Consider the following 23,024-nt stretch of genomic DNA (forward strand, 5'->3'; position numbering starts at 1 on the left):
CGGGCGGCGGCGTCGCGCGGGGACGGCTGAACGCCGGCGACGCCCTCGGCCTCCGGTGCCTGGTCCGGGGCGGCCTCGCCGGTCGTGGCGGCGGCCTCCCCGGTCGTGGCGGGGGCCTCCGGGGCGGCGGCCTCCGGGGCGGGGGCCTCCGGGGCGGGGCCGAAGAGCACGTCGAGGGGGTTGGCGCCGGCGCGGGTCTGCGTGACGGCCGACAGCCGCACGACGCGGTCCCGGCCGCTGCGCTTGGCGTCGTAGAGGACGCCGTCGGCCGCCGCGAACAGCGTCTTGCGGTCGTCACCACGGGTGGCCGAGGCGATGCCGGCGCTGATCGTGACCGGCACGTCGAGGCCCAGGTCGGACCAGGGGTAGCGGGCCACCGAGGCGCGGATGCGCTCCAGGGCGCGTTCGGCCTGCTCGGCGGTGGTCTCCGGCAGGAGGATGACGAACTCGTCGCCTGCCCAGCGGCACACCTCGTCGGTGTCGCGGACACCGGCCACGAGCAGCTCGCCGACGGCGCGCAGGACGGCGTCGCCGCCCGGGTGCCCGATCGCGTCGTTGATCGACTTGAAGCGGTCGACGTCCACGACGGCCAGGGCGGGGACGTCGCCGGCGGCGAGCAGCCCGTCGAGGCGGGCCTCGGCGTAGCGCCGGTTGGGCAGGTGGGTGAGCGGGTCCTCGTAGGCCTGCCGGCGCAGCTGGCCGGCGGCCCGCTCGGTCTCCAGCAGGCTCTTGCGGCGGCCGAACAGCTCCACCCAGCGGGTGCGCCGCTCGTCGACCCGGTCCAGCTCGTCGGAGAGGTAGGCCTGCAGGTACGGCAGCGCCCGGTCGGCGTCGTTCAGGTCGGCGTGCAGCGTGCACAGCTCGCGCAGGGCGGCGCGGCGCACGCGCGGGAGCCCGTGCTCGGTGGCCAGGTCCAGCGCGGCGACCAGGTGCTCGTCGCCGGCGCGGCCGTCGCCCTTGCGGCGCAGGGCGCGGCCGAGGGCGAGCTGGGCGGAGGCCAGCCGGGCCCGGTCGGCCGTCGCCGAGGTCAGCCGGACGGCGGCCCGCAGCGGACCGACCGCCGCGGCCTGCTCGCCCATGCCGACCAGGGCCCAGCCGTGCACGATCTGCGCGGGCACGATGCCGGCCGAGTCCGGCGGCAGCTGGGCCAGCGCCTGCTCGGCCAGCTGCCGCGCCTCGGCGAAGTGGGGGGCCGCGGACTCCGGTGCGCCGTCGTCGAGCAGGCCCTCGCCCAGCTCGGCGCACAGCTCGCCCAGCCGGGTGGCGGCCACGGCCACGAGCACGTCGGGGTCGGCGCCGTCGCGGGCGAGGACGTCGGCGTCGGTCGCCGCGGCGAGCGCCGTCTCGTGCGCGCGTCGCTGGTAGTCCAGCGCCAGCGGCATGAGCTCCAGGTCGGCCAGCACGCCGGCGAGCGTGCCGAGCGTGTCGACCAGCAGGACGCCGGGCGGCAGGGTCGGGTCGAGCAGGCTCGCGGCCTCCACCGCCTCGTCCATGGCGGCGTCGATCCGCCGGGACAGCAGCTCGATGCGGGCGTGCCGCGCCAGGCCGGCAGCGCGCTGCAGGTCGTCGTCGGCGGCGTCGAAGGCGGCCTTCGCCGAGCGGACGAGCGCGATGGCCAGCGCCGCGCGGGAGGCCGACTCCGAACGGGGGTCGGCCTCGCCGCCGGTGCCGTCGAGCAGCTCGGCGACGCCGGCGTGCAGGTCCAGCGAGGGCTCCGCGGAGGAGTCGGGGGACACCGGATCGCCGACGAGGGTGAAGCCGGCGACGCGCAGCCGGCGGACGAGCAGCTCGGCGCGCAGGGTGTCGGCCCAGGCCCGGCCCAGCGACATCGGGGCACCCTCGGCCGCGTCGGCGCCCGGAACGGCCGCGACGTAGGGGGACGGGTCCCGCTCGACCCCCGAGAGCAGCTGCTCGGCGTCGTCGAGCTGCCAGTTGCTGAGGGCGGCGGTCACCCGGTGATGCAGGGCTCCCGGTGGCACCAGCGCACTGTGCATGCCGGTACCGACGGTGTCGAGAACCGGTGCCGGAACGCGCCGTCCCCTGTCCGTCGCGTCCCTCCCGTCCCACGCGTGCGGAAAGGTCACGCGCCGGTCCCGCGGATGCGCCGCGCCTCGCGGAGGACGTCCGGAGGGGCGTACGCCCGCACCCGGTTGCGCCCGCCGCGCTTGGCGGAGAAGAGGTGCAGGTCGGCGGTGTCGAACAGCGCCCGCCAGCCGAGGACGGGGCCGGGCTGGCCGGCGGGGACCGCCGGGGCGGTGGCCACCCCGATGCTGACCGTCACCGCGGCGGAGAGCTCGAGCTCGGTCCAGTCGGCCTCGGCGACGGCGGAGCGCAGCCGCTCCATGACGACCACGGCCTGCGCCTCGGTCGCCGTCGGGAGCACCACCAGGAACTCGTCACCGGCCCAGCGGTACACCTCGTCACCGTTGCGGCTGTGCTCGCGCAGCAGGTCGGCGACCCGGCGCAGGACGGCGTCCCCGTGGGTGTGCGACGCCTTGTCGTTGACCTCCTTGAACCGGTCGACGTCGACGACGGCGAGCGACAGCGGCTCCTCGCCCAGCCGCAGGGCACCCAGCCGGCGCTCGGCGCTGCGCCGGTTGCCCAGCCCGGTGAGCGGGTCCTCCAGGGCGTGCCGGCGCAGCATCGCCGCCTGGCGCTCGGCCTCCCGCAGCCGGCTGCGGCGCACGAACATCTCCGCCCACATCTCGCGGCCGCGGGCGTGCGCCCGGCCGGTGTCGGCGCGGTAGGCCTCCAGCCAGTGCAGCGCCTCCGCGGTGCGCCCCAGCTCGGCGTTGTCCTGCCCCAGCTCCAGGAGGGCCTGCCGGTAGCGGCGCCGGTCACCGGTGGAGGCGAACGCGCCGGCGGCGTCGACCAGCAGGTCGATGGCCTCCTCGCCCACGGCGACGTCGCCGTCCCGCCGGGACAGCGCGCGCAGCAGCCGGGCCAGTGCCTGATCGGTGTAGCCGCGCAGCCACACGCCGCCGTCGCGCTGGACCGAGCGGCGGACGCGGCGCAGCGGACCGAGGGCGGCGTCGGGCTCCCCGCTGACGACGAGCGCCCAGGCGTGCACGACGTCGAGCAGGTCGCGCTCGCCCGCCTCCGGCTCCCACGGCAGCTCGCGGGCCGCGGTGGCGCAGGCGATCGCCTCCGTGGCCAGCTCGGCGGCGCGGTCGGTCCGGCCGCGGCGGTGCAGGGTCTGGGCCAGCTCGGCGTGCTGGCGCGCCCCGAGCAGCAGCAGTCGTCCGTGGTCGCCGACATCGGGCAGGGCCGCGGCCACCTGGTGCCCGCGGACGGCGTGCGCGACGGCGAGTTCCTCCAGGTCCAGCCCGCACAGGGTGAGCGACACCCAGCGGTGCGCCTGCAGCAGGGCGCGGGAGGGCTGCGCCGACGGGCCGTCGGTCAGCAGGCTGGCGTCGACGGCGAGCAGCATCGCGTGGTCGAAGTGGTCGGCGGTCATCTCGACGTGCGACAGGTAGGCCATGAGCAGCGCGGTCTCCGAGGAGACCGGGCAGCGCTCGAACAGGTCCCGGGCCGCGGTGACCTCCGCCGCGGCGGTGTCCGGGTCGCCGTCGAGGGTGGCCCGCCGGGCCGCCAGGGCGTGCCGCCAGGCGGTCCAGGCCGGATCGCAGCCGTCGGCGAAGGTGTCCACGGACTCGTCGAGCAGCTCGAGGAACGGGCCGGGGTCCTCGACGTGGCTGGCGTCGAGGTACCGCCACAGCGCGGCCTGGAGGACTCCGGGGGCGACACGGGCCGGGCCGGGGGTCACCTGTCCTCCACTCGGGTTCGGCGGCCAGCGGGCCGGTCCTGCCGGTAGCGAGGCCGATCCTCCCGGGCGGGACGTGCACCTCGTCCCGTCGGCACTACCCTCGTCGGATGCCCGGGATGCCGCCCAGTACACCTCCGACGCGATTCGTGTACCTGGGGCCCGAGGGTACCTTCACCGAAACGGCGCTGAGCAGGGCGATTACGTCGACGGAGGGATCCCACGACCCCCGGCCGAGTGTCGCCGCCGCGCTGTCCGCCGTCCGGTCGGGTGACGCCGACGCCGCGCTGGTGCCGTTCGAGAACTCCGTCGAGGGCTCGGTGCCCGCGACGATGGACGGCCTGGCCGACGGCGAGCCGCTCGTCATCACCCGCGAGGTGTTCCTCGAGGTCGCCTTCGTGCTCGCCGTGCGCCCCGGCACGGCCCTGGCCGACGTCCGTTCGCTGGCCAGCCACCCGCACGCCCTGGCCCAGACCAGCCGGCGGTTGGCCGAGCTGCTGCCCGGCGCTCCCCCCGTGCCGGCGACCTCGACGGCGGCGGCCGCGGCGGCGGTGGCGGCCGGCGAGGTGGACGCCGCGGTCTGCGCGCCGATCGCGGCGTCCCGCTACGGGCTGGAGATCCTCGCCGACGACGTCGCCGACCACGCCGGGGCCGTCACCCGCTTCGTGCTGGTCAGCCGCCCAGGGCCCCTGCCCCCGCCCACCGGCAACGACAAGACGTCGCTGGTCGCGGTGGTGGGGGACCGGACCGGCGCCCTGCTGGAGCTGCTGACCGAGTTCTCCGTGCGGGGGATCAGCCTCACCCGCATCGAGTCGCGCCCGACCCGGCAGCGGCTCGGGGTCTACTCCTTCTCGCTGGACTGCGAGGGGCACGTGGCCGAGGCCCGGGTGGGGGAGGCACTGGCCGCCCTGCACCGGCTGTGCGACGACGTCCGCTTCCTCGGGTCCTACCCGCGGGAGGACGGCCGGGAGAACCGGACGGTGCCGGCGGAGTCCGCCGACGCCGCGTTCGCCGACGCCGAGGACTGGCTGGCCCGCCTCCGGTCCGGCGAGCTCTGAGCTCCGCCGCCCCGTTCTCCGGCGGACGGTGCACTCTCCGCCGTCAGCGCAGGCGGGTGCGCAGCTCCTCGACGATCCGCCGGGTGACCGGCACCTCGACGCCGTGCCGGTCGGCCGCCCGCAGCACCGCGCCGCCGATGGCCTCGAGCTCGGTGGGGTTGTCGTCGGCGGCGTCCCGCTGCATCGACGAGCGCATCTCCGCGGGCAGCGACCAGGCGAAGTCCCGGGTGGCGGCGGGATCGGGCGTCGCTCCCTCGGCACGGGCGACGGCGGCGACCTCGGTGATGACGGCGGTGAGCTCCTCGCCGTGCCGGTCGCGCACCGCGCCCAGCGGCTGCTGCGCCCGGGTGGTGAGCAGCGCCATCGGTCCGAGGAAGCAGAGCTTGTCCCACAGCAGGCCGGCCTCATCGGGGCGGACGGTGACGTCCACCCCCGCCGCCTCCAGGGCCGCGGCCAGCTCCTCGGCGCCGGGTGCCAGCTGGACGGCGGCGAGCCGGCCCTCGTGCCGGATCACCCCGGGCCCGGGCCGGGAGGCGAAGACCCGGATCGTGCCCGCGACCACGCGGGCGGCGGGGTAGCGCTCGCGGAGCAGCGCCAGGTGCTCGACGCCGTTGAGCAGCGGCACGACCACGGCGTCGCCGAGCACGTCGGCGGGCACCCGGGCGAGCGCGTCGTCCAGCTGGGTCGCCTTCGTCGTCACCAGCAGGACGTCGACCGGCTCGTCCAGCGCGGTCGCGCCGCGCACCTGCGCCGTCAGCTCGCCGAAGCGGTCGCTGGAGAGCCGCAGCCCGGCGCGGTCGAGGTGGGCCGCGGTCTCCTCCCGGGCGAGGCAGGTGACCGCCTGCCCCTGCCGGGCGAGGAGGACGGCGAGCAGCCCGCCCACGCCGCCGGGCCCGAGGACGGCGATCTGCAAGGGGTGCGCGGCAGCCATGCCTCCCAGCCTGTCACCCACCCGGTGTCCGCGCCGGAGCCCACTCGCCGCCCGTCACCCCGCCGTCGCGCCGGCGAGCTTCCGTTCCTCCTCGGGCTCGGCCTGGCGCCGGGCCAGCCGGCCGGGCCACCACACGCGGTCCCCGACGACCGCGACGGCCGCCGGCACGATCAGCGACCGGACTACGAAGGTGTCGAGCAGGACGCCGAAGCCGACCAGGAACGAAAGCTGGACCAGGAAGAGCAGCGGCAGGACCGACAGCGCGCCGAAGGTGGCGGCCAGGACCATGCCGGCGGAGGTGATCACGCCGCCGGTGACCGCCAGCGCACGCAGGACACCGTCGCGGGCGCCGTGCTGGGCGGACTCCTCGCGGGCCCGTGTCATCAGGAAGATGTTGTAGTCGATCCCCAGCGCCACGAGGAACACGAAGCCGATCAGCAGGATGCCGGGATCGCTGCCGGGGAAGCCGAAGACGTCGTCGAACAGCAGCGCGGCGACGCCGACCGTGGCGGCGACGCTGAGCACCACGGTGGCGATCAGCAGCAGGGGCGCCACGAGCGAGCGCAGCAGTACCGCGAGCACGATGGTGATGACCAGCAGCACGGCCGGGACGATCACCCGGAGGTCGCGGGCCGCGCTCTCCCGGGCGTCGAGGTTGCTCGCCGTCTCGCCGCCCACCAGCGCCGCCGGGTTGGCGTCGTCGAGCGCCGTCCGGAGCACCTGCACCGTCTCGATGGCCGCGACGCTGTCCGGTGCGACGTCGAGGGTGGCGTCGAGGCGGACCTGCCCGTCCACGACGACCGGGTCGGCGCCCGGCACCGGCGGGCCCTCGCCGGTGAACGGCGCCACCGACGCGACGCCGTCCGTCGCCGCTGCCGCCTCGGCGACGGCGGGCCAGTTGTCCTCCGGCGTGATGATCGTCGCCGGGCTGGCGACACCGGCCTCGAAGTGCCGGCCCAGCGCCTCCTGCCCCGCCACTCCGTCCGACTCGCCCTGGATGGCCTCGGAGAACGCGATGCCGTCGGCGTCGTAGGTGGGGGCGAAGACCGCGGCGGCGACCAGCGAGAGCACGCTGATCGCGAGCACGCGGCGGGGTCGGCGGCCGACCAGGCGGGCCACCCGCCGCCACCCGCGGCCCTCGGAAGGCTCGACGCCGTACCGCGGGCGGAAGGGCCAGAAGGCGGCGCGGCCGAGCAGGGTCAGCGCCGCCGGCAGGAACGTCAGGGCGGCGACGACGGCAAGGGTGACGCTGACCGCGGAGATCGGGCCGAGACCGCGGTTGGAGCCGAGGTCGGAGAACAGCAGGCAGAGCACGCCGAGCACCACGGTGGCCCCGGAGGCGACGATCGGCTCCCACGACTGGCGCAGCGCGATCCGCATGGCGGCGTACTTCGACTCCTCGCGGCGCAGTTCCTCCCGGAAGCGGGCCACGAGCAGCAGTCCGTAGTCGGTGGCCGCACCCACGACGAGGATCGCCGCGATGCCCTGGCTCTGGCCGTTGACGGTGATGGCGCCCGCGTCGGCGAGCAGGTAGGCGACCGCGTTGGCCGCGGTCAGCGCCAGCCCGGCCGTCCCGATGACCAGCAGCGGCAGGACCGGGCTGCGGTAGACGACGAGCAGGATGAGCAGCACGATGCCGAACGCCGCGAGGAGCAGCAGCCCGTCGATGCCGGCGAAGCCGTTGGCGAAGTCGGCGAAGATCCCCGCGGGGCCGGTCACGAAGGAGTCGGTGCCCTCGACGGCGACGGCCGCGCGCAGGTCCTCGACGACGACGACCAGCTCGTCGCCCAGGTCGGGGCTGAGCGGGAGCAGCGCCTGGACCGCTTCGCCGTCCTCGGACGGGATGGGCGGGGAGGCGCGGCCGGCCAGCGCGCCGGCCTCCTCGGCCACCTGCGTCGCCTCGGCGACGCGGTCGCCGATCTCGGCGAGTGTCGCCTGGTCGATGCCGTCCGGCGCCTCCCAGAGCAGCACCGCGGGGATCGCTTTGGTGGACTGGAAGCCGCTCTGGAGCTCCTGGACGCGGGTGGACTCCGCGCTGTCCGGGAGGAACGCGGCGACGTCGTTCTCCTGCAGGCCGGTCAGCTTCGCGCCGAGGATGTTGAGCGGTCCGGCGGCGACCAGCCACACCAGCAGGACGGCGAGAGGGAGGAGCCAGCGGAGGGAGCGACGGCGAGGCATGATTCCCCTTGATGGTCAATTATCTCGATGGTCGAGATATTAACGGGTGGTTCGGCCCGGCGCGACAGAGACGGAGGTCCCGGTGACGAGAGATGCGGCTGCGCGTCAGGAGATCGCGCTCCTCCTTCGCCGGCTGAACGTCGAGCTGGATGCAGTCGGCCAGCGGTTCGCCGAGCGGCACGGCCTCAACCGCACCGACGTGCGGGCGCTCGTGGCGATCATGGACGCCGCCCGGCGGGGGGAGGCCCTCACGGCCGGCCGCCTGGGAGAGGCCGTGGACCTGCGGTCGGCCTCGGTGACCGCGCTGGTGGACCGGCTGGAGAAGGTCGGGCACGTGCGGCGGGTGCGCGACCCCGAGGACCGGCGCCGGGTGAGCCTGGAGATGTCGGACTCGGCGATGGCGGCCGGCGCCGAGCACTTCGGCGGCCTCGCCCGCGACCTGGTCGGCGCGATGGCGGCTTACACGGACGACGAGCTGGCGGTCGTGCACCGCTGGCTCGAGGACATGACCGCCGTCATCGAGGCGCACGCCCGGGCCGGCGGTCCGCCCGGGGCCTAGCCGACGGGCAGCTCGACGACGTCGGCGTCGCCCGACCGCGGTGCCACCACGACGGCCGGCGCGGTGTGGGTGCCGCCGGTCGCCGGCGCGGCCGGCAGGCTGCGCGAGTACGGCTGGGCGACGCTGCGCAGCCGCCCGTAGAGGGTGCAGATGCGCGCGAGGTCGGCGGAGTTGGTCGAGTACACGAACTCCACGACCTCCCCGTCGGCGTTGGTCAGCTCGTCCACGCAGAGCTGCTCGTCGTAGAGGACGACGTTGATCCGCAGGTCGGCCGGGAGCGAGGCCCGCTCGACGACGAGGACGGAGACGCCGGCGGCGCTCGTGCGGTCCAGGAGGTCGACCGTGTCCGGGTCGAGGTCGTCGAGCAGGAAGATGCGCTCGACCTCCACCCCGCGGACCACCGCCTGCGCGTTGCGCTCCAGGTAGCTCCGGCCGACGGCGGACTGCCACCACGACATGTCCGCCCGGGGGATGGTGGTGGCGCGCACCGAGCGCTGCACCTCGGCCCACTGGTCGACCATGAGCGCGCTGTCGTTGGCCGGGCAGTGCATCCGCCCCTGCTCCAGCTCGTTGAGCCGGATGCGGGCGGACTCGACGACGTTGTCCACCGCCTGCCGGAACAGCGGCACCTTCGTCGTCTGCATGGTGGCCGTGGCCGACGCCAGCATCGAGGTGACGGCGGGCAGGAAGTGCGGCTGCTGCTCGACCAGTTCCAGGAGGCGGCCGTGCTGGTCCTGCCGGCGGGCCCGCTCGGCGAGCCGGAGCCCGATGTCGATCTGCAGGCCGACGACCGTGGTCAGCATGCCGACGGCCACCGCGATCAGCGTGCGGGTGGCCAGGTCGTCGACGGTGAGCCAGATGCCGATGACGACCGACAGCAGCACGCTCGCGGCCGCGACCGCGCCGGGCGGCAGCCGCCAGGGCTGGCGGGCGCTCACGCGGCGTCCCCGCGCACGAGGCCGAACAGGACCAGGTCCTCCTGGCCGTCGGGGCCGGAGTGCCAGGCCCGCAGCAGCCCCTCGCGGGTGTAGCCGCACCGGAGGGCGACCGCCATGGACGCGTCGTTGTCGGTGTTCGTGTACAGGTCCAGCCGGGCCAGCGGGAGCTCGGTCAGGCTCCATGCGCTGAGCAGGCGCAGGGCGCGCGGGACCAGCCCGCGGCCGCGGGCCTCCGGCAGCAGCCAGTAGCCGATCTCGGCCCGCCGGTGGTCCTGGTGCACCTCGATCAGCCCGATGGAGCCCACGCACCGGCCGTCCACGGTCAGGGCCAGGTACAGGGCCTCGCCGGTCGCGATCGCCAGCTGCGACCAGGAGATCCACTCGAGGGCGGACTCGTGGTCGACGTCGCGCGGCACCGACGTCCACTGCCGGATCTCCGGGTCGCGGCCGGCGCGCACGCGCACGTCCGCGTCGTCGGCCTGCCACGGCCGCAGCACCAGCTCGCCGTCCTGCAGCACCACCGGCCGCAGCTCGATGTTCTCCCTCACCCCGTGCACCGGGGGATGGTGACACCGCGGGACGGCGCGGTCCAGCATCTCGCCCCCGGTAGGCGCGGCCACCGCTACAGGTAGAGGCCGGTCGATTCCTCGATGCGCTCGGCGGCGACGGCGTGCACGTCGCGCTCGCGCAGGATGATCAGGTCCTCGCCGTGCACCTCGACCTCGTGCTGGTCCGCGGGGGAGAAGAGCACCTGGTCCCCGACCTTCACCTGGCGCACGCTCGGGCCCACACCCCTGGCCTCGCCCCACACCAGCCGCTTCGCCACCTGGGCCGTGGCGGGGATGAGGATGCCGCCGGTCGAGCGGCGCTCGCCGTCCTCCTTGCGCAGCGCGACCAGGATGCGGTCGTGCAGCATCTTGATCGGCAGCTTGCCGGCGTTGTCCTGGGGCACGTCGATCAACGCTACCCGCCCCCGTTCCCGGCGTTTTGTGCACTTACCGCCTGGTGTTTCGTGCACTTACCGCCTGGTGTTTCGTGCACTAACCGTCGGAGCTAGCCCCAGCCGAGCTCGTGGAGGCGGTCCTCCTCGATGCCGAAGTGGTGCGCGATCTCGTGCACGACGGTGATCGTGACCTCCTCCACCACCTCGTCCTCGGTCTCGCAGATGTCGCAGATCGCCTCGCGGTAGATCATGATCCGGTCCGGCAGCGCCCCGCCGTAGTCCCAGCCGCGCTCGGTCAGCGCGTACCCCTCGTAGAGGCCGAGCAGCTCCGGCTCGTCGGGGTGCCGGTCCTCCACCAGGACGACGACGTTGTCCAGCAGCGCCATGAGCTCCGCCGGCACCTCGTCGAGGGCGTCGGCGACCAGCGCCTCGAACGCCGGCATCGGCAGCGCCTTCACCGCGCGGCCCGCCCGGACTGCGCGGAAAAGGACCTCTCGCGGAGGTCGGAGAGGTACTCCTGCGCGCAACCGCCGGTGCTCACCAGGACGTCGGCAGCGGCCGGCCCTCGTCGTAGCCCGCCGAGCTCTGCACGCCCAGCACCGCCCGCTCGTGCAGCTCGTCGACCGTGCGCGCGCCCGCGTAGGTGCACGACGACCGCACTCCGGCCACGATCTGGTCGATCAGGTCCTCCACGCCGGGGCGCTGGGGGTCCAGGTACATCCGGGACGACGAGATGCCCTCCTCGAACAGGCCGGCGCGGGCCCGCTCGAAGCCGCTCTGCGTCGCCGTCCGCGCCTTGACCGCGCGGGCCGAGGCCATGCCGAAGCTCTCCTTGTAGAGCCGGCCGCCGTCCTCGTGCACGTCGCCGGCCGACTCGTACGTGCCGGCGAACCAGGAGCCCACCATCACGTTGGCCGCGCCCGCCGCCAGCGCCAGCGCGATGTCGCGAGGGTGCCGTACGCCGCCGTCGGCCCACACGTGCTTGCCCAGCGACCGCGCCTCCGCGGCGCACTCCTCGACGGCGGAGAACTGCGGCCGCCCCACCCCGGTCATCATCCGGGTGGTGCACATGGCGCCGGGCCCGACACCCACCTTGACGACGTCGGCGCCGGCCTCGATCAGGTCGCGGGTGCCCTGCGCCGTCACCACGTTGCCGGCCACGACCGGCACCGGGCCGGCCACCGCGCGCACCGCGCGCAGCGCCTCGATCGCCTTCTCCTGGTGCCCGTGCGCGGTGTCGACGACGAGCACGTCCACGCCCGCGGCGAGCAGGGCCGAGGCCTTGCCGGCGACGTCGCCGTTGATGCCGACGGCGGCCGAGGTGAGCAGCTGCCCGTCCTCGTTCACCGCCGGGGTGTAGATCGCCGAGCGCAGCGCGCCCTTCTTCGTGACGACGCCGACCAGCCGGTCGCCCTCGACGACGGGGGCGGCGCTGATCCGCTCGCCGGAGAGGACGTCGAAGATCTTGGGCAGGTCGGTGCCGGCCGGGATGGTCAGCGGCTCCCGCGTCATCACCTCGGACAGCTGGGTGAACCGGTCCACGCCCTGGCACTGGCCGTCGGTGACGACGCCGACGGGGGAGCCGCCCTCGACCACCACCACGATCCCGTGCGCCCGCTTGGTGAGCAGCGACAGCGCCTCACCCACGGTGGAGGTGGGGGAGAGGGTGATCGGGGTGTCGTAGACGGGGTGCCGGGTCTTGACCCACGACACCACCTCGGCGACGACGTCGGCCGGGATGTCCTGCGGCAGGACGGCGAGCCCGCCGCGCCGGGCGACGGTCTCGGCCATGCGGCGGCCGGAGATCGCGGTCATGTTGGCGACGACGATCGGGATGGTCGTGCCGACCCGGTCCGGCGTGGTCAGGTCGACCTCGAGCCGCGAGCCGACCGACGAGCGCGCCGGGACCATGAAGACGTCGGAGTACGTCAGGTCGTGTGCCGGACGGGACCCCTCGAGGAAACGCATGGCGCCATTGTCCCGCACGGACGGCGTCCGTCGAACCATGCCAACTCGAGGCCATCAGCGGCTGATCGCCACGAACGCGCATGGGTCCGCAGCAGGGAGTGCTCGCGGTCGTCATCCCGTCACGGGGCCGCCACCTACGATCGGGGCGTGATCGACCTCCGGCTCGTGCGTGAGAACCCCGACCTCGTCCGTGCCAGCCAGCGCGCCCGGGGCGCCGACGAGTCCCTGGTCGACCAGCTGCTCGCGGCGGACACCGCGCGCCGCGAGGCGGTCAAGCGCGCCGACGACCTGCGCGGTGAGCAGAAGAGCGCCTCGCAGGCGGTGAAGAAGGCGACCCCGGAGGAGCGCCCCGCCGTCCTGGAGCGGGCCAAGGCGCTGGCCGCCGAGGTGCGCGAGGCCGAGGAGGCGCAGCGCGCCGCCGACGCCGCGCTGCGCGCCGTGCACACCCGCATCCCGAACGTCGTGGCCGCCGAGGTGCCGCCCGGCGGCGAGGACGACGCGGTCACCATCCGCACAGTCGGCGAGGTGCCCGCCTACGACTTCCAGGTGCGCGACCACATCGAGATCGGCGAGGGCTTGCGCGCCATCGACATGGAGCGCGGCGCGAAGGTGTCGGGCTCGCGCTTCTACTTCCTCACCGGGCCCGGGGCGCTGCTGGAGTTCGCGCTCGCCCAGCTGGCCATCAGCCGCGCGGTCGCCGCCGGGTTCACCCCCGTCATCGCCCCCGCGCTGGTGCGCCCCGAAGCCATGGAGGGCACCGGCTTCCTCGGCGAGCACGACGAGGAGGTCTACCGCATCGAGCGCGACGACCTCTACCTCGTCGGCACCTCCGAGGTGGCGCTGGCCGGGATGCACGGCGGGGAGGTCCTCGACCTGGCCGCCGGCCCGAAGCGCTACGCGGGCTGGTCCTCCTGCTTCCGCCGCGAGGCCGGCTCCTACGGCAAGGACACCCGCGGCATCATCCGCGTGCACTGGTTCGACAAGGTCGAGATGTTCAGCTTCTGCGCACCCGAGGAGGCCGTCGCCGAGCACCTGCGGCTGCTGCAGTGGGAGGAGGAGTTCCTCCAGGCGCTGGAGCTGCCCTACCGGGTCGTCGACATCGCCGCGGGTGACCTGGGCACCAGTGCCGCGCGCAAGTACGACATCGAGGCGTGGTTCCCCAGCCAGGGCACCTACCGGGAGCTCACCTCGACGTCGGACTGCACCACCTTCCAGGCCCGGAGGCTGACCATCCGCTACCGCGACGCGGACGGCAGGAACCAGACCGCGGCCACCCTCAACGGCACGCTGTGCGCCATCGCCCGCACCATCGCCTGCCTGCTCGAGGTCCACCAGCGGGCCGACGGCTCGGTGCACGTGCCGGTGGCGTTGCGGCCGTGGCTGGGCGGCGTCGAGGCGCTGACGCCGGGCATGACCCTGGTGGCGCCCGTCCCCCCGGTTCCCGCATGAGCGGACGCCCGCCGAAGGCCCTCGAGGCCTACGGCGTCCTTCCCGGCGCCGACGAGGTGGTCGAGCTCGGGGACCTCGGGTCCTGGCGCCCGAAGCTGGTCGCCACCGACCTCGACGGGACGCTCCTCGACGACGCCGGCGAGGTCAGCCCGCGCACCCGGGCTGCGCTGACCGCCTGCTGGGACGCCGGCATCCCGGTGATCGGCGTGACCGGGCGCGGTCCGCGACTGCTCGACAGCGTGCGCGCCGCCCTGGACGGGCGGGGGATCGCCGTCCTCGCGCAGGGCGGGTTCGTCGTCGACCTGGAGCGCGACGAGGTGCTGCGCACCGTGGCGCTCCCACGCGACCGGGCGGCAGCGGTCGTCGAGCGGATCGAGGCGGTGGCCGGTGTGCTGGTCCTCGCGGTGGAGGACGCCGCCCAGCAGGCCGAGGTGCACGCCCGGCTGCGGGTGCAGCACGGGTTCGACTGGCCCTACCCCGAGGGCGCGCAGTTGCTGACCCGCGAGGAGGTGCTGCCGGACGAGGCCGTGCTCAAGGTCTTCCTCCGCTCGCCCACGCTGGGTCAGGACGAGCTCCTGGCCCGCGCCCGCGGCGTCGTCGACCCGGCCGAGGCCGAGGTCACGCACGCCGGCCTCGGCTTCATCGAGGTGCTGCCGCCCGGCGTCACCAAGGCCACCGGGCTGGCGGTCGCCCTGGAGCGCTACGGCGTCGACCTCGGCGACGTGCTCGTCTTCGGCGACATGCCCAACGACCTGCCGATGCTCACCGCCGTCGCCGGCGCGGGAGGCCGGGCGATCGCGGTCGCCAACGCCCACCCCGCCGTGCGCGCCGTCGCCTCCGGGCGCACCAGCGGCCACCGGGCCGACGGCGTCGCCCGCTACCTGGAGGCCGTGCTCGATGTCTGACCGGTTGCACGATGTCTGACTGGCGGCCGCGGCTGATCGCCAGCGACATGGACGGCACCCTGCTGCGCCACGACGAGTCGGTGAGCGCCGCCACCGTCGCCGAGCTGGAGCGGTGGCGCGCCGACGGCGTGCCGCTCGTGCTGGCCACCGGCCGCCCGCCGCGCTGGATGCACGGCGTCCGCGAGGTGCTGCGCCACGGCACCGCCGTCTGCTGCAACGGCGCCGTGCTGCTGGACCTCGAGCCGATGGAGATCCTCGACGAGTCCCCGCTGGAGCCGGACACGCTGCAGGCGATCACCGCCGAGCTGCGCGCCCACCACGCCTCGATGTGGTTCGCCGTCGAGTACGGCTGGGAGTTCCGGCACGAGCCGGTGTACCAGCCGCGCTGGGACGTCGACGCGCCCGGCGTCGCGACCGCGACCCTGGAGGAGATGACCTCGGCCCCGGCGGCGAAGCTGCTGGCCCGCCACGAGTCCATGCCGCGCGACGCGTTCGTGCAGCTGGTGGAGCAGGTCGTCGGCCGCCGGGCCACGGTCACCAACTCCTCGACCGACGCGCTGGCCGAGATCTCCGCTCCCGGGGTCACCAAGGCCACCGGGCTGGCCACCGTCGCCGCCCGCCACGGGGTCGGTCCGGAGGACGTCGTGGTGTTCGGCGACATGCCCAACGACATCGCCGCCTTCGAGTGGGTCCGCGACGGCGGCGGCCGCGCCGTGGCCATGGCGCACGCGCACCCCGATCTCCTCGCCGTGGCCACCGACGTCACCGTCGGGAACGACGAGGACGGCGTAGCCGCGTTCCTGTCCTCACTCTGGTCCCACCGACGAGATCAGGGCCCCTGATCGTCGAGCGTCCTCCCTCACGCCACACGGTGAGGGAGGACGCTTCGCGTCCGGGGAGGAGCGGTCTCGGTCGGGGCGGCGTCGTCAGGCGACGGCGTCGGCCGGGTCGGACCCGGGCTCCGGCCGGCGGACCGTGCGGAAGCGGCGCGGCCCGCTCAGCGGACGGGCCAACAGCTCCCGGAGGCGCTCGGCCGGACCGCGAAGCAGGGGGAGGTCCGTGTCGACGACACGGACCACCCGCACGTCGAGGTCGCGGATCAGGTCCTCGCGACGTTTCTCGTGCCACGCCACCTCGGCCGGGGTGCGGCCTCCGTGGGGGTCCTCGTACTTGACCCGACCGTCGAACTCGACGGCGACACCGGCCTCCTCGTACCAGGCGTCCACGCGCGCGACGAAGCCGCGGGGCCCGTGCAGGTCCACCTGCAGCTCCGGGCGGGGCAGCCCGGCCTCGAGGAAGGCCAACCGCCCCCGAGACTCGAGCGGTGACTCGGCCCGCCCGTCGGCCAGTCCGAGGGCGCGCGCCGCGCCGCCGACGCCCAGCCAGTGGCTCTGCTGCAGAACCGCCGCCGTCAGTTCCCGCCGGCGCACCCGCTCGCGGAAGATGGCCGCGTCGAAGGCGACGACGGCGTCGGCGACCGGGAGCTCCCTGGCGCAGTCGACGAGCGTCCGCGCGACGCCGGTCACCCGGAACGCCCCCGTGTCGACGACGTCCTCCGCCGGGAGCGCCGCTTCGGCGATGCGGTACCCGTCGCCGACCCGCCACTGGCCCGGGTCCGTCAGCCGGACGACGTCGTCGACACCGCGGGGGAGGACGAGCTCGTGGAAGCGGGCGGCCGACGAGTGGCTGAGCACCGGCCCGGTCCGGAGGACGGCGAGCGCCGCCACCGCAGCGAGGAGGTGCCGCGCGCGGGGGTCGCCGGCCGCGGCGGCCCAGACCGCCGCCGTGACGTAGACGCCGCGGCGCAGCCGGTGCCAGGCGCCCGATCCCACGGCCGAGCGGATCTCGTCGGGGCGGTAGCCGGCGCGGCGGGCGTCGGCGACGGTGAAGACGCCGTCACGGCGTCGAACGGCGGCCTCGAGAGCTGGATGCACCGCGTCAGTCTCGGGAGCCCGCGCCGGCCGGGGAACGGCGTCGGCCGGTCTGTGGACAACCGGCGTCCCCCCTCATCCCGCAGCGTCCCCCCTCACCGCCCACCGTGAGGGAGGACACCCGACGATCAGGGCCCCTGATCCCGGCCGGGCGGGTGGCCTACAGGTACTGGCCACCACCGGGGCGGAAGTCCGGCTGAGCGGCCTGCTGCCCGCCCGGGAGGGCCTTGCGCCGCATCTCCTCCAGCTGTGCGCGGGCGGCCATCTGCTGGGCGAACAGCGCCGTCTGGATGCCGTGGAAGACGCCCTCCAGCCAGCCCACCAGCTGGGCCTGCGCGATCCGCAGCTCCGCGTCCGACGGCGTCTCGCCCTCGGTGAAGGGCAGCGTGATGCGTTCCAGCTCCTCGCGCAGCTCGGGGGCGAGGCCCTGCTCGAGCTCGCGGATCGAGGAGGCGTGGATGTCGCGCAGCCGGTTGCGGCTGGCGTCGTCCAGGGGAGCGGCTCGGACCTCCTCCAGCAGCTGCTTGATCATCGTGCCGATCCGCATGACCTTGGCGGGCTGCTCGACCAGATCACCGACGCCGCCACCGCCGTCCTGGTCCTCCGTGGCGGCCATGGGCACCGCGCCCAGCGGGCGCCCGTCGGGCCCCACCACGACGACCTGGTGGGGGCGTTCGGTGCCGTTCTCCGGTGCAGTCATGCCGTCCATCCTGCCCCGTCCCACCGACGATGACGCACCGGCCGGACGACGCCCGGGCCGTGACCCGGCACCTGCGTGGACGACCGCGCGGAGCAACTAGGGTGCGCCACATGTCAACGGGGGCCGGCCGGCTGGACGTCGCGCGCCTGCGCGGCCTCTTCCCGGCCCTCGCCGACGGCTACGTGCACGCCGACGGCCCCGCCGGGTCCCTGGTGCCCGAGACGGTCGCGCACGCCGTCGGCACCGCGATGCGGATGCCGATCGCCAACCGTGGCGGGGTGTTCCCCGCGTCGGGGCGCGCCGAGGCGCTGGTGACCGGAGCCCGGGCCGCCGTCGCCGACCTGGTGGGCGGGCGTTCCGGCGGGGTGGTGCTCGGGGCGAACATGACCACGCTGACCTACGCGATGGCCCGGGCGCTGGCCCGCACGTGGCGCCCCGGCGACGACATCGTGGTCAGCCGGCTCGACCACGACGCCAACGTGCGGCCCTGGGTGCAGCTGGCGGCGAGCGTGGGCGTGGAGGTCCGCTGGGCCGAGGTGGACATCGAGACCGGCGAGCTGCCCGCCTGGCAGTACGCCGACCTCATCGGCCGCCGCACCCGGCTGGTGGCGGTGACCGCGGCCAGCAACGCGCTGGGCACCCGCCCCGACGTCGCCGGGATCGCCGCCCAGGCGCACGCCGTCGGAGCGCTGGTCTACGTCGACGCCGTCCACGCCGCCCCCCACGTGCTGCTGGACAAGCGCTCGCTGGGTGCGGACTTCGTGGCGGTGTCGGCCTACAAGTGGTGCGGGCCGCACGTGGGCGCCGTCGTCGCCGATCCGGACCTGCTCGGCTACCTGCGCCCCGACAAGCTGGTGCCGTCCTCGGACAAGGTGCCCGAACGCTTCGAGACCGGCACGCCGCCGTTCGAGCTGTACGCGGGGGTGAGCGCGGCGGTCGACCACCTGGCCGGGCTCTGCGGCGACGCCGTCGGCACGCGTCGGGAGCGGTTGCGGGCCTCGATGGCCGCCGTCGCGCGGCACGAGGGCGACCTGTTCGAGTGGCTGGACCAGGCCCTGCGCGCGATGCGGCACGTGCAGGTGCTCGGCCGGCCCGAGCGCAGCACGCCCACGCTGTCGTTCACCGTGGCCGGGATGCGCCCCCGCCAGGTCGCCGCGGAGCTCGCCCGCGCCGGCATCTGCGCCTGGGACGGCGACTTCTACGCCCGGGAGCTGTTCGACGCCCTCGGCGTCAACGAGACCGGGGGCGCGGTGCGCCTGGGCCTCATGCACTACAACACGGCCGACGAGGTGGGCCGGATCATCGACGCCGTCGCGGCGTTGCGGCCCCGCTAGCGGTCGCTCACTGGCCGGCGAGCAGCAGCACCTTGCCGACGTGCTCACTGGCCTCGACGACCCGGTGCGCCTCCGCGGCGCGGGACATCGGCAGCCGCCGGTCGACGATCGGCCGGATCAGGCCGCGCTCGACGTCGGGCCACACGTCGTGCCGGACCGCGGCGACGATCTCCTCCTTGCCGCCCGGGCCGGTGGCCGGGCGCGAGCGCAGCGCGGTGGCGTGCACCGAGGCCCGCTTGGCCAGCAGCTTGCCGATGTGCAGCTCGGCCTTCATGCCGCCCTGCATGCCGATGATCACCAGCCGGCCGCCGACGGCGAGCGCGTCGACGTTGCGGGCCAGGTACTTCGCGCCCATGTTGTCCAGGACGACGTCGGCACCGCGCCCGTCGGTGGCCTCCCGCACCCGCTCGACGAAGTCCTCGTCGCGGTAGTTGACGGCGGTGTCGGCGCCGAGCTCGCGGCAGACGTCCAGCTTCGCGGCCGTGCCCGCGGTGGTGAGCACCCGCGCGCCGGCCCGGGCGGCCAGCTGGATCGCCATCGTGCCGATCCCGCTGGACCCGCCGTGCACCAGGAAGGTCTCACCGCGCTGCAGCCGGGCCAGCTGGAAGACGTTGGACCAGACCGTGCAGGTGACCTCGGGCAGCGCGGCGGCGGTGGCCAGCTCCACCCCCGACGGCTTGGGCAGCAGCTGCACGGCCGGGACGGCCACCCGCTCGGCGTAGCCACCACCGGCGAGCAGCGCGCACACCTCGTCGCCCACCTGCCAGCCGGTCACGCCCTTGCCGACCTCGCTGATGATCCCGCTGCACTCCAGGCCGAGGATCTCGGTGGCCCCCGGCGGGGGCATGTAGTTGCCCTCCCGCTGGAGGATGTCGGCCCGGTTCACCGCGGTGGCGGCGACGTCGACGATCACCTCGCCGGGGCCGCAGACCGGGTCGGGCACCTCGGTCCAGGCGAGGACGTCGGGGCCCCCGGGCTCGCTGATCGTCACCGCACGCATGCCATGACCCTACGGACGCGGGCTCGGCGTGCGACCCCGACCGCGGCGTCCACCGCTCCCGGCACTGCCCCGGCCGCCGCCGGTCTCGCCCGAGATGCGCATGGCTGCGGTCATCAGGGGGCGGAATACCGCATCAGTGCGCATTCCGGCGGTATACGGGGCCCCTGCTGGCGAACCCCTCGGACGCGCGACGGCGCCGCGCCCCGGAGCGGGACGCGGCGCCGTGATCGACCGTCAGGCGCGGGCCTTGAGGTCCTTGCGCAGGATCTTGCCGGCGGCCGACTTCGGCACCTGCTCGATGAACTCCACGAAGCGGATCTTCTTGTGCGGGGCGACCTTCTCGGCCATGTAGGCCATGATCGCGTCCTCGGTGATCTCCGAGCCCGGAGCGCGGACGACGAAGGCCTTGGGCAGCTCTTCGCCGCTCTCCTTGTCCGGCACGCCGATGACGGCGGCGTCGGCGATCTCCGGGTGGTTGATCAGCACGGCCTCGAGCTCGGCCGGGGCCACCTGGTAGCCCTTGTACTTGATGAGCTCCTTGACGCGGTCGACGACCGTGTAGCAGCCGTTCTCGTCGACGACGGCGACGTCGCCGGTGTGCAGCCAGCCGTCGCTGTCGAGGGTGGCGCGGGTGGCCTCCTCGTTGTTGAGGTAGCCCTTCATCACCTGCGGGCCGCGCACCCACAGCTCACCGCGTTCGCCGGGGGCCGCGTCCTCGCCCGTGGAGGGGTCGATCAGCCGGCACTCGGTGTTGGGGATGGCGAAGCCGACCGAGCCCTTGGGGATCTCGATGGAGACGCCCGGAGGCTGGGCGTCCAGGTCGGGGCTGGTGTGGGAGACCGGCGACAGCTCGGTCATGCCGTAGCCCTGGCCGACGACGACGCCGCTGTCGGCGCCCTTGCGCAGTCGGGACTGGGCCGACAGCGCCAGCTGCTCGTCCAGCGGCGCGGCGCCCGAGAGGATCGAGGTCAGCGACGAGAGGTCGTAGTTGTCGACGATGGGGTGCTTGGCCAGCGCCAGCAGGATGGGCGGCGCCACGAAGGCCCGGGTGATCTTCTGGTCCTGGATCGTGCGGAGGAAGTCCTCCAGGTCGAAGCGCGGCAGCGTCACGACGGCGCCGCCCAGCGCCAGGCCCTGGTTCATCAGCACGGTGAGGCCGTAGATGTGGAAGAACGGCAGGACGGCGATGATCTTCTCGTCCGCGCCCGTCTTGAGCAGCGGCAGGCACTGGGCCACGTTCGCCACCAGGTTGCGGTGGGTGAGCATGACGCCCTTGGGCAGGCCGGTCGTGCCGCTGGAGTAGGGCAGCGTGACGAGGTCGTTGGCCGGGTCGATGTCGACGGTGACCGACGGCGCGTCGGCGCCGAGCAGGTCGAAGAGGTTGGCGTGGCCCTCGGCGCCGTCGAGCACGATGATCTCGTCGACCGGCGACTTCTCCGCGGCGGCCGTGGCCCGGTCCAGGAAGAGCCCGATCGTGATCAGGATCTTGGCGCCGGAGTCCTTGAGCTGGAAGGCGATCTCGTCGGGCGTGTAGAGCGAGTTGATCGGGCTCATGACGCAGCCGGCGGCGGCGATGCCGTGGAACACCACCGGGAACCAGGGGGTGTTCGGGCAGAAGACGGCGACGACGTCGCCCTTGCCAAGCCCCCGGGCGTGCAGGTTCGCGGCGACGCGGTCGACGTAGGCGGCCAGCTGGCCGTGGGTGATCACGTCACCCTTGAGCCCGTCGATCAGGGCCGGCGCATCGGGCCGCTCCTTGCCGGCCGCCAGGACGAACTCGGGGACGGAGACGTTCGGGATCTCGACGTCGGGATAACGGCTGGCCAGCGCCACGGTGGTTCCTCCTCGCACGGTGATGTGGCCTCAGTCTCACACCCGGCGTGTCGGGCCTCACAAGGGGGTTACCGGCGGGTTCGCCCGATCAACGGGGCCAGAGCACCGACTGCGTGCAGCGGAAGAGCGCGATCGTCTTCCCGGATTCAGCGTTCGTGACCACGGCGTCCCAGACCTGCGTCGTCCGGCCGGCGTGCACGTTGGTGGCCGTGCAGGCGATCCGGCCCTCCCGCGCCGTGCCCAGGTGGTTGCTCTTCAGCTCGATGGTGGTGAAGCCGGTCGAGCCCTCGGGGAGCAGGGCCCGGGTGGGGAGGCCGCAGCTGGTGTCGGCCAGGGTGACCACGGTGCCGGCGTGCAGGTAGCCGTTGGGCGCCAGCAGCTCGGGGCGGATGTCCAGGTGCGAGGTCAGCAGCCCGGGCTCGTGCGTGTCGACGACGATGCCGAGCAGTCCGGGGAAGGTGCCCGGCAGCAGGTCGTTCAGCTCGTCGGCGGTGAGGAATCCCGTGGCGGCCATGGGAAGGGAACCTAGCGACGGGCGGCGCTGGCCGCGCCGCCGCCCCGATCGCCGTCCTGGCTCACCGTGCAGGGTCCTGGATCACCGTCGACCCTGAGCCAGGAGCCGGAACGATCAGGTGACCTGATCATCAGTGGCGTCAGGCGAGGCCGCGGACGGTGCGCACCGGCGGTCGCGTGCCCTGGATGGACGCCACCATGTCCAGCGTCTGCCGGGTGGCCGCGACGTCGTGCACCCGGAACACCCGCGCCCCCAGCCACGCGCTCACGGCGGTGGCGGCGAGCGTGCCGGTGAGCCGCTGCTCCAGCGGGACGTCGAGGGTCTCCCCGACGAAGTCCTTGTTCGACAGCGCCACGAGCACCGGCCACCCGCTGTCCACGAGCTCGCCCAGCCGCCGGGTCGCCTCCAGCGATTGGCGGGTGTTCTTGCCGAAATCGTGCCCGGGGTCGACCAGCACGCGCTCGCGGTCCACCCCCGCCGCGACGGCGGCGTCGGCCAGCGCCGTCGTGCGGGCCACGATGTCGGCGACGACGTCGTCGTAGGTCACCCGGTGCGGGCGGGTGCGCGGCGGCAGCCCACCGGCGTGCGTGCACACGATGCCCGCGCCGGCCTCGGCGGCCACCGCCGCGAGCTCGGGGTCCACCCCGCCCCAGGCGTCGTTGACGACGTCCGCCCCCGCCGCGAGCACCTCCCGCGCCACGGACGCCCGCCACGTGTCGATCGAGATGGGCAGCGCGGGGTGCGCGGCCCGGATCGCGGCCACCAGGCCGACGGTCCGGCGGATCTCCTCGTCGGGGGAGACCTCCTCGCCGGGCGCGGCCTTGACCCCGCCGACGTCGACCATGTCCGCCCCCTCGGCCACGACCTGGTCCACCCGCTCGACGGCGGCCGCCAGCTCGTAGGTGGCGCCGCGGTCGTAGAACGAGTCCGGCGTGCGGTTGACGATCGCCATGACCACGAAGCGGCCGTCGGGCACGTCGAGGGCCCCCAGTCGCAGCAACCCGTGCTCCCCGTCCGGTC

Annotated in this window: 21 protein-coding genes; 6 read left to right on the plus strand and 15 right to left on the minus strand. The window is 74.6% G+C overall.

The window, feature by feature from the left end; all coding sequences use genetic code 11:
- Both C5507_RS02390 and C5507_RS02395 read right to left on the minus strand, forming a co-directional pair.
- Positions 1-1,952, minus strand: a 1,952-nt coding sequence (locus C5507_RS02390) for a tetratricopeptide repeat-containing diguanylate cyclase (protein ID WP_249027806.1), incomplete at its 3' end; no start/stop codon positions are given.
- 128 nt (positions 1,953-2,080) lie between these two features.
- On the minus strand, positions 2,081-3,766 hold the full coding sequence (locus tag C5507_RS02395) for a GGDEF domain-containing protein (RefSeq protein WP_104526949.1): 1,686 nt from the start codon (positions 3,764-3,766) through the stop codon (positions 2,081-2,083).
- A 107-nt stretch (positions 3,767-3,873) separates the two neighbouring features.
- Between C5507_RS02395 and pheA the strand changes: the two genes are divergently transcribed.
- Positions 3,874-4,821 carry a prephenate dehydratase gene (gene pheA, locus C5507_RS02400; protein ID WP_242611275.1) on the plus strand — a complete coding sequence of 316 codons (948 nt, stop codon included), beginning with the start codon at positions 3,874-3,876 and terminating at the stop codon, positions 4,819-4,821.
- Between the two features lie 43 nt (positions 4,822-4,864).
- Here the strand turns inward: pheA and C5507_RS02405 are convergent, their stop codons facing one another.
- Both C5507_RS02405 and C5507_RS02410 read right to left on the minus strand, forming a co-directional pair.
- Positions 4,865-5,752, minus strand: a complete 888-nt coding sequence (locus C5507_RS02405) for a ketopantoate reductase family protein (RefSeq protein WP_104526950.1) — start codon at positions 5,750-5,752, stop codon at positions 4,865-4,867.
- 54 nt (positions 5,753-5,806) lie between these two features.
- Positions 5,807-7,930: an MMPL family transporter gene (locus tag C5507_RS02410; protein ID WP_104526951.1), complete on the minus strand. Its 2,124-nt coding sequence runs from the start codon at positions 7,928-7,930 to the stop codon at positions 5,807-5,809.
- Positions 7,931-8,012: 82 nt separating this feature from the next.
- Between C5507_RS02410 and C5507_RS02415 the strand changes: the two genes are divergently transcribed.
- Positions 8,013-8,489, plus strand: coding sequence for a MarR family winged helix-turn-helix transcriptional regulator (locus tag C5507_RS02415; RefSeq protein WP_104526952.1), 477 nt, complete (start codon positions 8,013-8,015; stop codon positions 8,487-8,489).
- Here the strand turns inward: C5507_RS02415 and C5507_RS02420 are convergent.
- The 5 genes from C5507_RS02420 to C5507_RS02440 form a co-directional block, all read right to left on the minus strand.
- The gene (locus tag C5507_RS02420; RefSeq protein WP_104526953.1) at positions 8,486-9,427 is read right to left on the minus strand and encodes a hypothetical protein; all 942 of its coding nucleotides are present in this window, start codon (positions 9,425-9,427) and stop codon (positions 8,486-8,488) included. The genes C5507_RS02415 and C5507_RS02420 overlap by 4 nt on opposite strands.
- On the minus strand, positions 9,424-9,984 hold the full coding sequence (locus C5507_RS02425; protein WP_158657463.1) for a GNAT family N-acetyltransferase: 561 nt from the start codon (positions 9,982-9,984) through the stop codon (positions 9,424-9,426). The genes C5507_RS02420 and C5507_RS02425 overlap by 4 nt, the downstream gene beginning before the upstream one ends.
- Positions 9,985-10,049: 65 nt before the next feature.
- Positions 10,050-10,379 (minus strand): GroES family chaperonin, encoded by a 330-nt coding sequence (locus C5507_RS02430; protein ID WP_242611276.1) that lies wholly within the window; start codon positions 10,377-10,379, stop codon positions 10,050-10,052.
- 101 nt (positions 10,380-10,480) lie between these two features.
- The gene (locus C5507_RS02435) at positions 10,481-10,813 is read right to left on the minus strand and encodes a metallopeptidase family protein (protein WP_104527102.1); all 333 of its coding nucleotides are present in this window, start codon (positions 10,811-10,813) and stop codon (positions 10,481-10,483) included.
- A gap of 94 nt (positions 10,814-10,907) precedes the next feature.
- Positions 10,908-12,338, minus strand: a complete 1,431-nt coding sequence (locus C5507_RS02440) for a GuaB1 family IMP dehydrogenase-related protein (protein WP_104526955.1) — start codon at positions 12,336-12,338, stop codon at positions 10,908-10,910.
- Between the two features lie 147 nt (positions 12,339-12,485).
- Between C5507_RS02440 and serS the strand changes: the two genes are divergently transcribed.
- The 3 genes from serS to C5507_RS02455 are packed head-to-tail and all read left to right on the plus strand — an operon-like array spanning position 12,486 to position 15,534.
- Positions 12,486-13,787, plus strand: coding sequence for a serine--tRNA ligase (gene serS / locus C5507_RS02445; RefSeq protein ID WP_104526956.1), 1,302 nt, complete (start codon positions 12,486-12,488; stop codon positions 13,785-13,787).
- The gene (locus C5507_RS02450) at positions 13,784-14,692 is read left to right on the plus strand and encodes an HAD family hydrolase (RefSeq protein ID WP_104526957.1); all 909 of its coding nucleotides are present in this window, start codon (positions 13,784-13,786) and stop codon (positions 14,690-14,692) included. The genes serS and C5507_RS02450 overlap by 4 nt, the downstream gene beginning before the upstream one ends.
- Positions 14,693-14,703: 11 nt before the next feature.
- Entirely contained in the window at positions 14,704-15,534 is an 831-nt protein-coding gene (locus C5507_RS02455; RefSeq protein ID WP_104526958.1) for an HAD family hydrolase, read from the plus strand.
- An 84-nt stretch (positions 15,535-15,618) separates the two neighbouring features.
- On the opposite strand, the gene C5507_RS02460 is transcribed toward C5507_RS02455, so the two are convergent.
- Both C5507_RS02460 and C5507_RS02465 read right to left on the minus strand, forming a co-directional pair.
- Positions 15,619-16,626, minus strand: coding sequence for a type IV toxin-antitoxin system AbiEi family antitoxin domain-containing protein (locus C5507_RS02460; RefSeq protein WP_104526959.1), 1,008 nt, complete (start codon positions 16,624-16,626; stop codon positions 15,619-15,621).
- Between the two features lie 157 nt (positions 16,627-16,783).
- On the minus strand, positions 16,784-17,323 hold the full coding sequence (locus C5507_RS02465) for a bacterial proteasome activator family protein (protein WP_104526960.1): 540 nt from the start codon (positions 17,321-17,323) through the stop codon (positions 16,784-16,786).
- 110 nt (positions 17,324-17,433) lie between these two features.
- Here C5507_RS02465 and C5507_RS02470 point away from each other — a divergent pair, with 110 nt between their 5' ends.
- A complete protein-coding gene (locus C5507_RS02470) occupies positions 17,434-18,657 on the plus strand; it encodes a cysteine desulfurase-like protein (protein ID WP_104526961.1) in 1,224 nt (407 codons plus the stop codon).
- A 7-nt stretch (positions 18,658-18,664) separates the two neighbouring features.
- Here the strand turns inward: C5507_RS02470 and C5507_RS02475 are convergent, their stop codons facing one another.
- From C5507_RS02475 to folP, 4 genes are all read right to left on the minus strand, one after another.
- The gene (locus C5507_RS02475) at positions 18,665-19,657 is read right to left on the minus strand and encodes an NAD(P)H-quinone oxidoreductase (protein WP_104526962.1); all 993 of its coding nucleotides are present in this window, start codon (positions 19,655-19,657) and stop codon (positions 18,665-18,667) included.
- Positions 19,658-19,891: 234 nt separating this feature from the next.
- Positions 19,892-21,490 carry a 4-coumarate--CoA ligase family protein gene (locus C5507_RS02480; protein ID WP_104526963.1) on the minus strand — a complete coding sequence of 533 codons (1,599 nt, stop codon included), beginning with the start codon at positions 21,488-21,490 and terminating at the stop codon, positions 19,892-19,894.
- Between the two features lie 88 nt (positions 21,491-21,578).
- Positions 21,579-22,004 (minus strand): PaaI family thioesterase, encoded by a 426-nt coding sequence (locus C5507_RS02485; RefSeq protein WP_104526964.1) that lies wholly within the window; start codon positions 22,002-22,004, stop codon positions 21,579-21,581.
- 139 nt (positions 22,005-22,143) lie between these two features.
- Positions 22,144-23,004, minus strand: a complete 861-nt coding sequence (gene folP / locus C5507_RS02490; protein WP_104526965.1) for a dihydropteroate synthase — start codon at positions 23,002-23,004, stop codon at positions 22,144-22,146.
- Between the last annotated feature and the right edge of the window lie 20 nt (positions 23,005-23,024).

It is taken from the genome of Blastococcus saxobsidens (assembly GCF_002938435.1).
GTDB lineage: Bacteria > Actinomycetota > Actinomycetes > Mycobacteriales > Geodermatophilaceae > Blastococcus > Blastococcus saxobsidens.

What these genes read in the sequence shown, in the direction of transcription:
- pheA (WP_242611275.1), top strand. Translation starts at nt 3,874, where the DNA reads ATGCCCGGGATGCCGCCCAGTACACCTCCGACGCGATTCGTGTACCTG.
- C5507_RS02405 (WP_104526950.1), bottom strand. Translation starts at nt 5,752, where the DNA reads ATGGCTGCCGCGCACCCCTTGCAGATCGCCGTCCTCGGGCCCGGCGGC.
- C5507_RS02410 (WP_104526951.1), bottom strand. Translation starts at nt 7,930, where the DNA reads ATGCCTCGCCGTCGCTCCCTCCGCTGGCTCCTCCCTCTCGCCGTCCTG.
- C5507_RS02435 (WP_104527102.1), bottom strand. Translation starts at nt 10,813, where the DNA reads ATGCCGGCGTTCGAGGCGCTGGTCGCCGACGCCCTCGACGAGGTGCCG.
- C5507_RS02440 (WP_104526955.1), bottom strand. Translation starts at nt 12,338, where the DNA reads ATGCGTTTCCTCGAGGGGTCCCGTCCGGCACACGACCTGACGTACTCC.
- C5507_RS02450 (WP_104526957.1), top strand. Translation starts at nt 13,784, where the DNA reads ATGAGCGGACGCCCGCCGAAGGCCCTCGAGGCCTACGGCGTCCTTCCC.
- C5507_RS02455 (WP_104526958.1), top strand. Translation starts at nt 14,704, where the DNA reads ATGTCTGACTGGCGGCCGCGGCTGATCGCCAGCGACATGGACGGCACC.
- C5507_RS02465 (WP_104526960.1), bottom strand. Translation starts at nt 17,323, where the DNA reads ATGACTGCACCGGAGAACGGCACCGAACGCCCCCACCAGGTCGTCGTG.
- C5507_RS02470 (WP_104526961.1), top strand. Translation starts at nt 17,434, where the DNA reads ATGTCAACGGGGGCCGGCCGGCTGGACGTCGCGCGCCTGCGCGGCCTC.
- C5507_RS02475 (WP_104526962.1), bottom strand. Translation starts at nt 19,657, where the DNA reads ATGCGTGCGGTGACGATCAGCGAGCCCGGGGGCCCCGACGTCCTCGCC.
- C5507_RS02485 (WP_104526964.1), bottom strand. Translation starts at nt 22,004, where the DNA reads ATGGCCGCCACGGGATTCCTCACCGCCGACGAGCTGAACGACCTGCTG.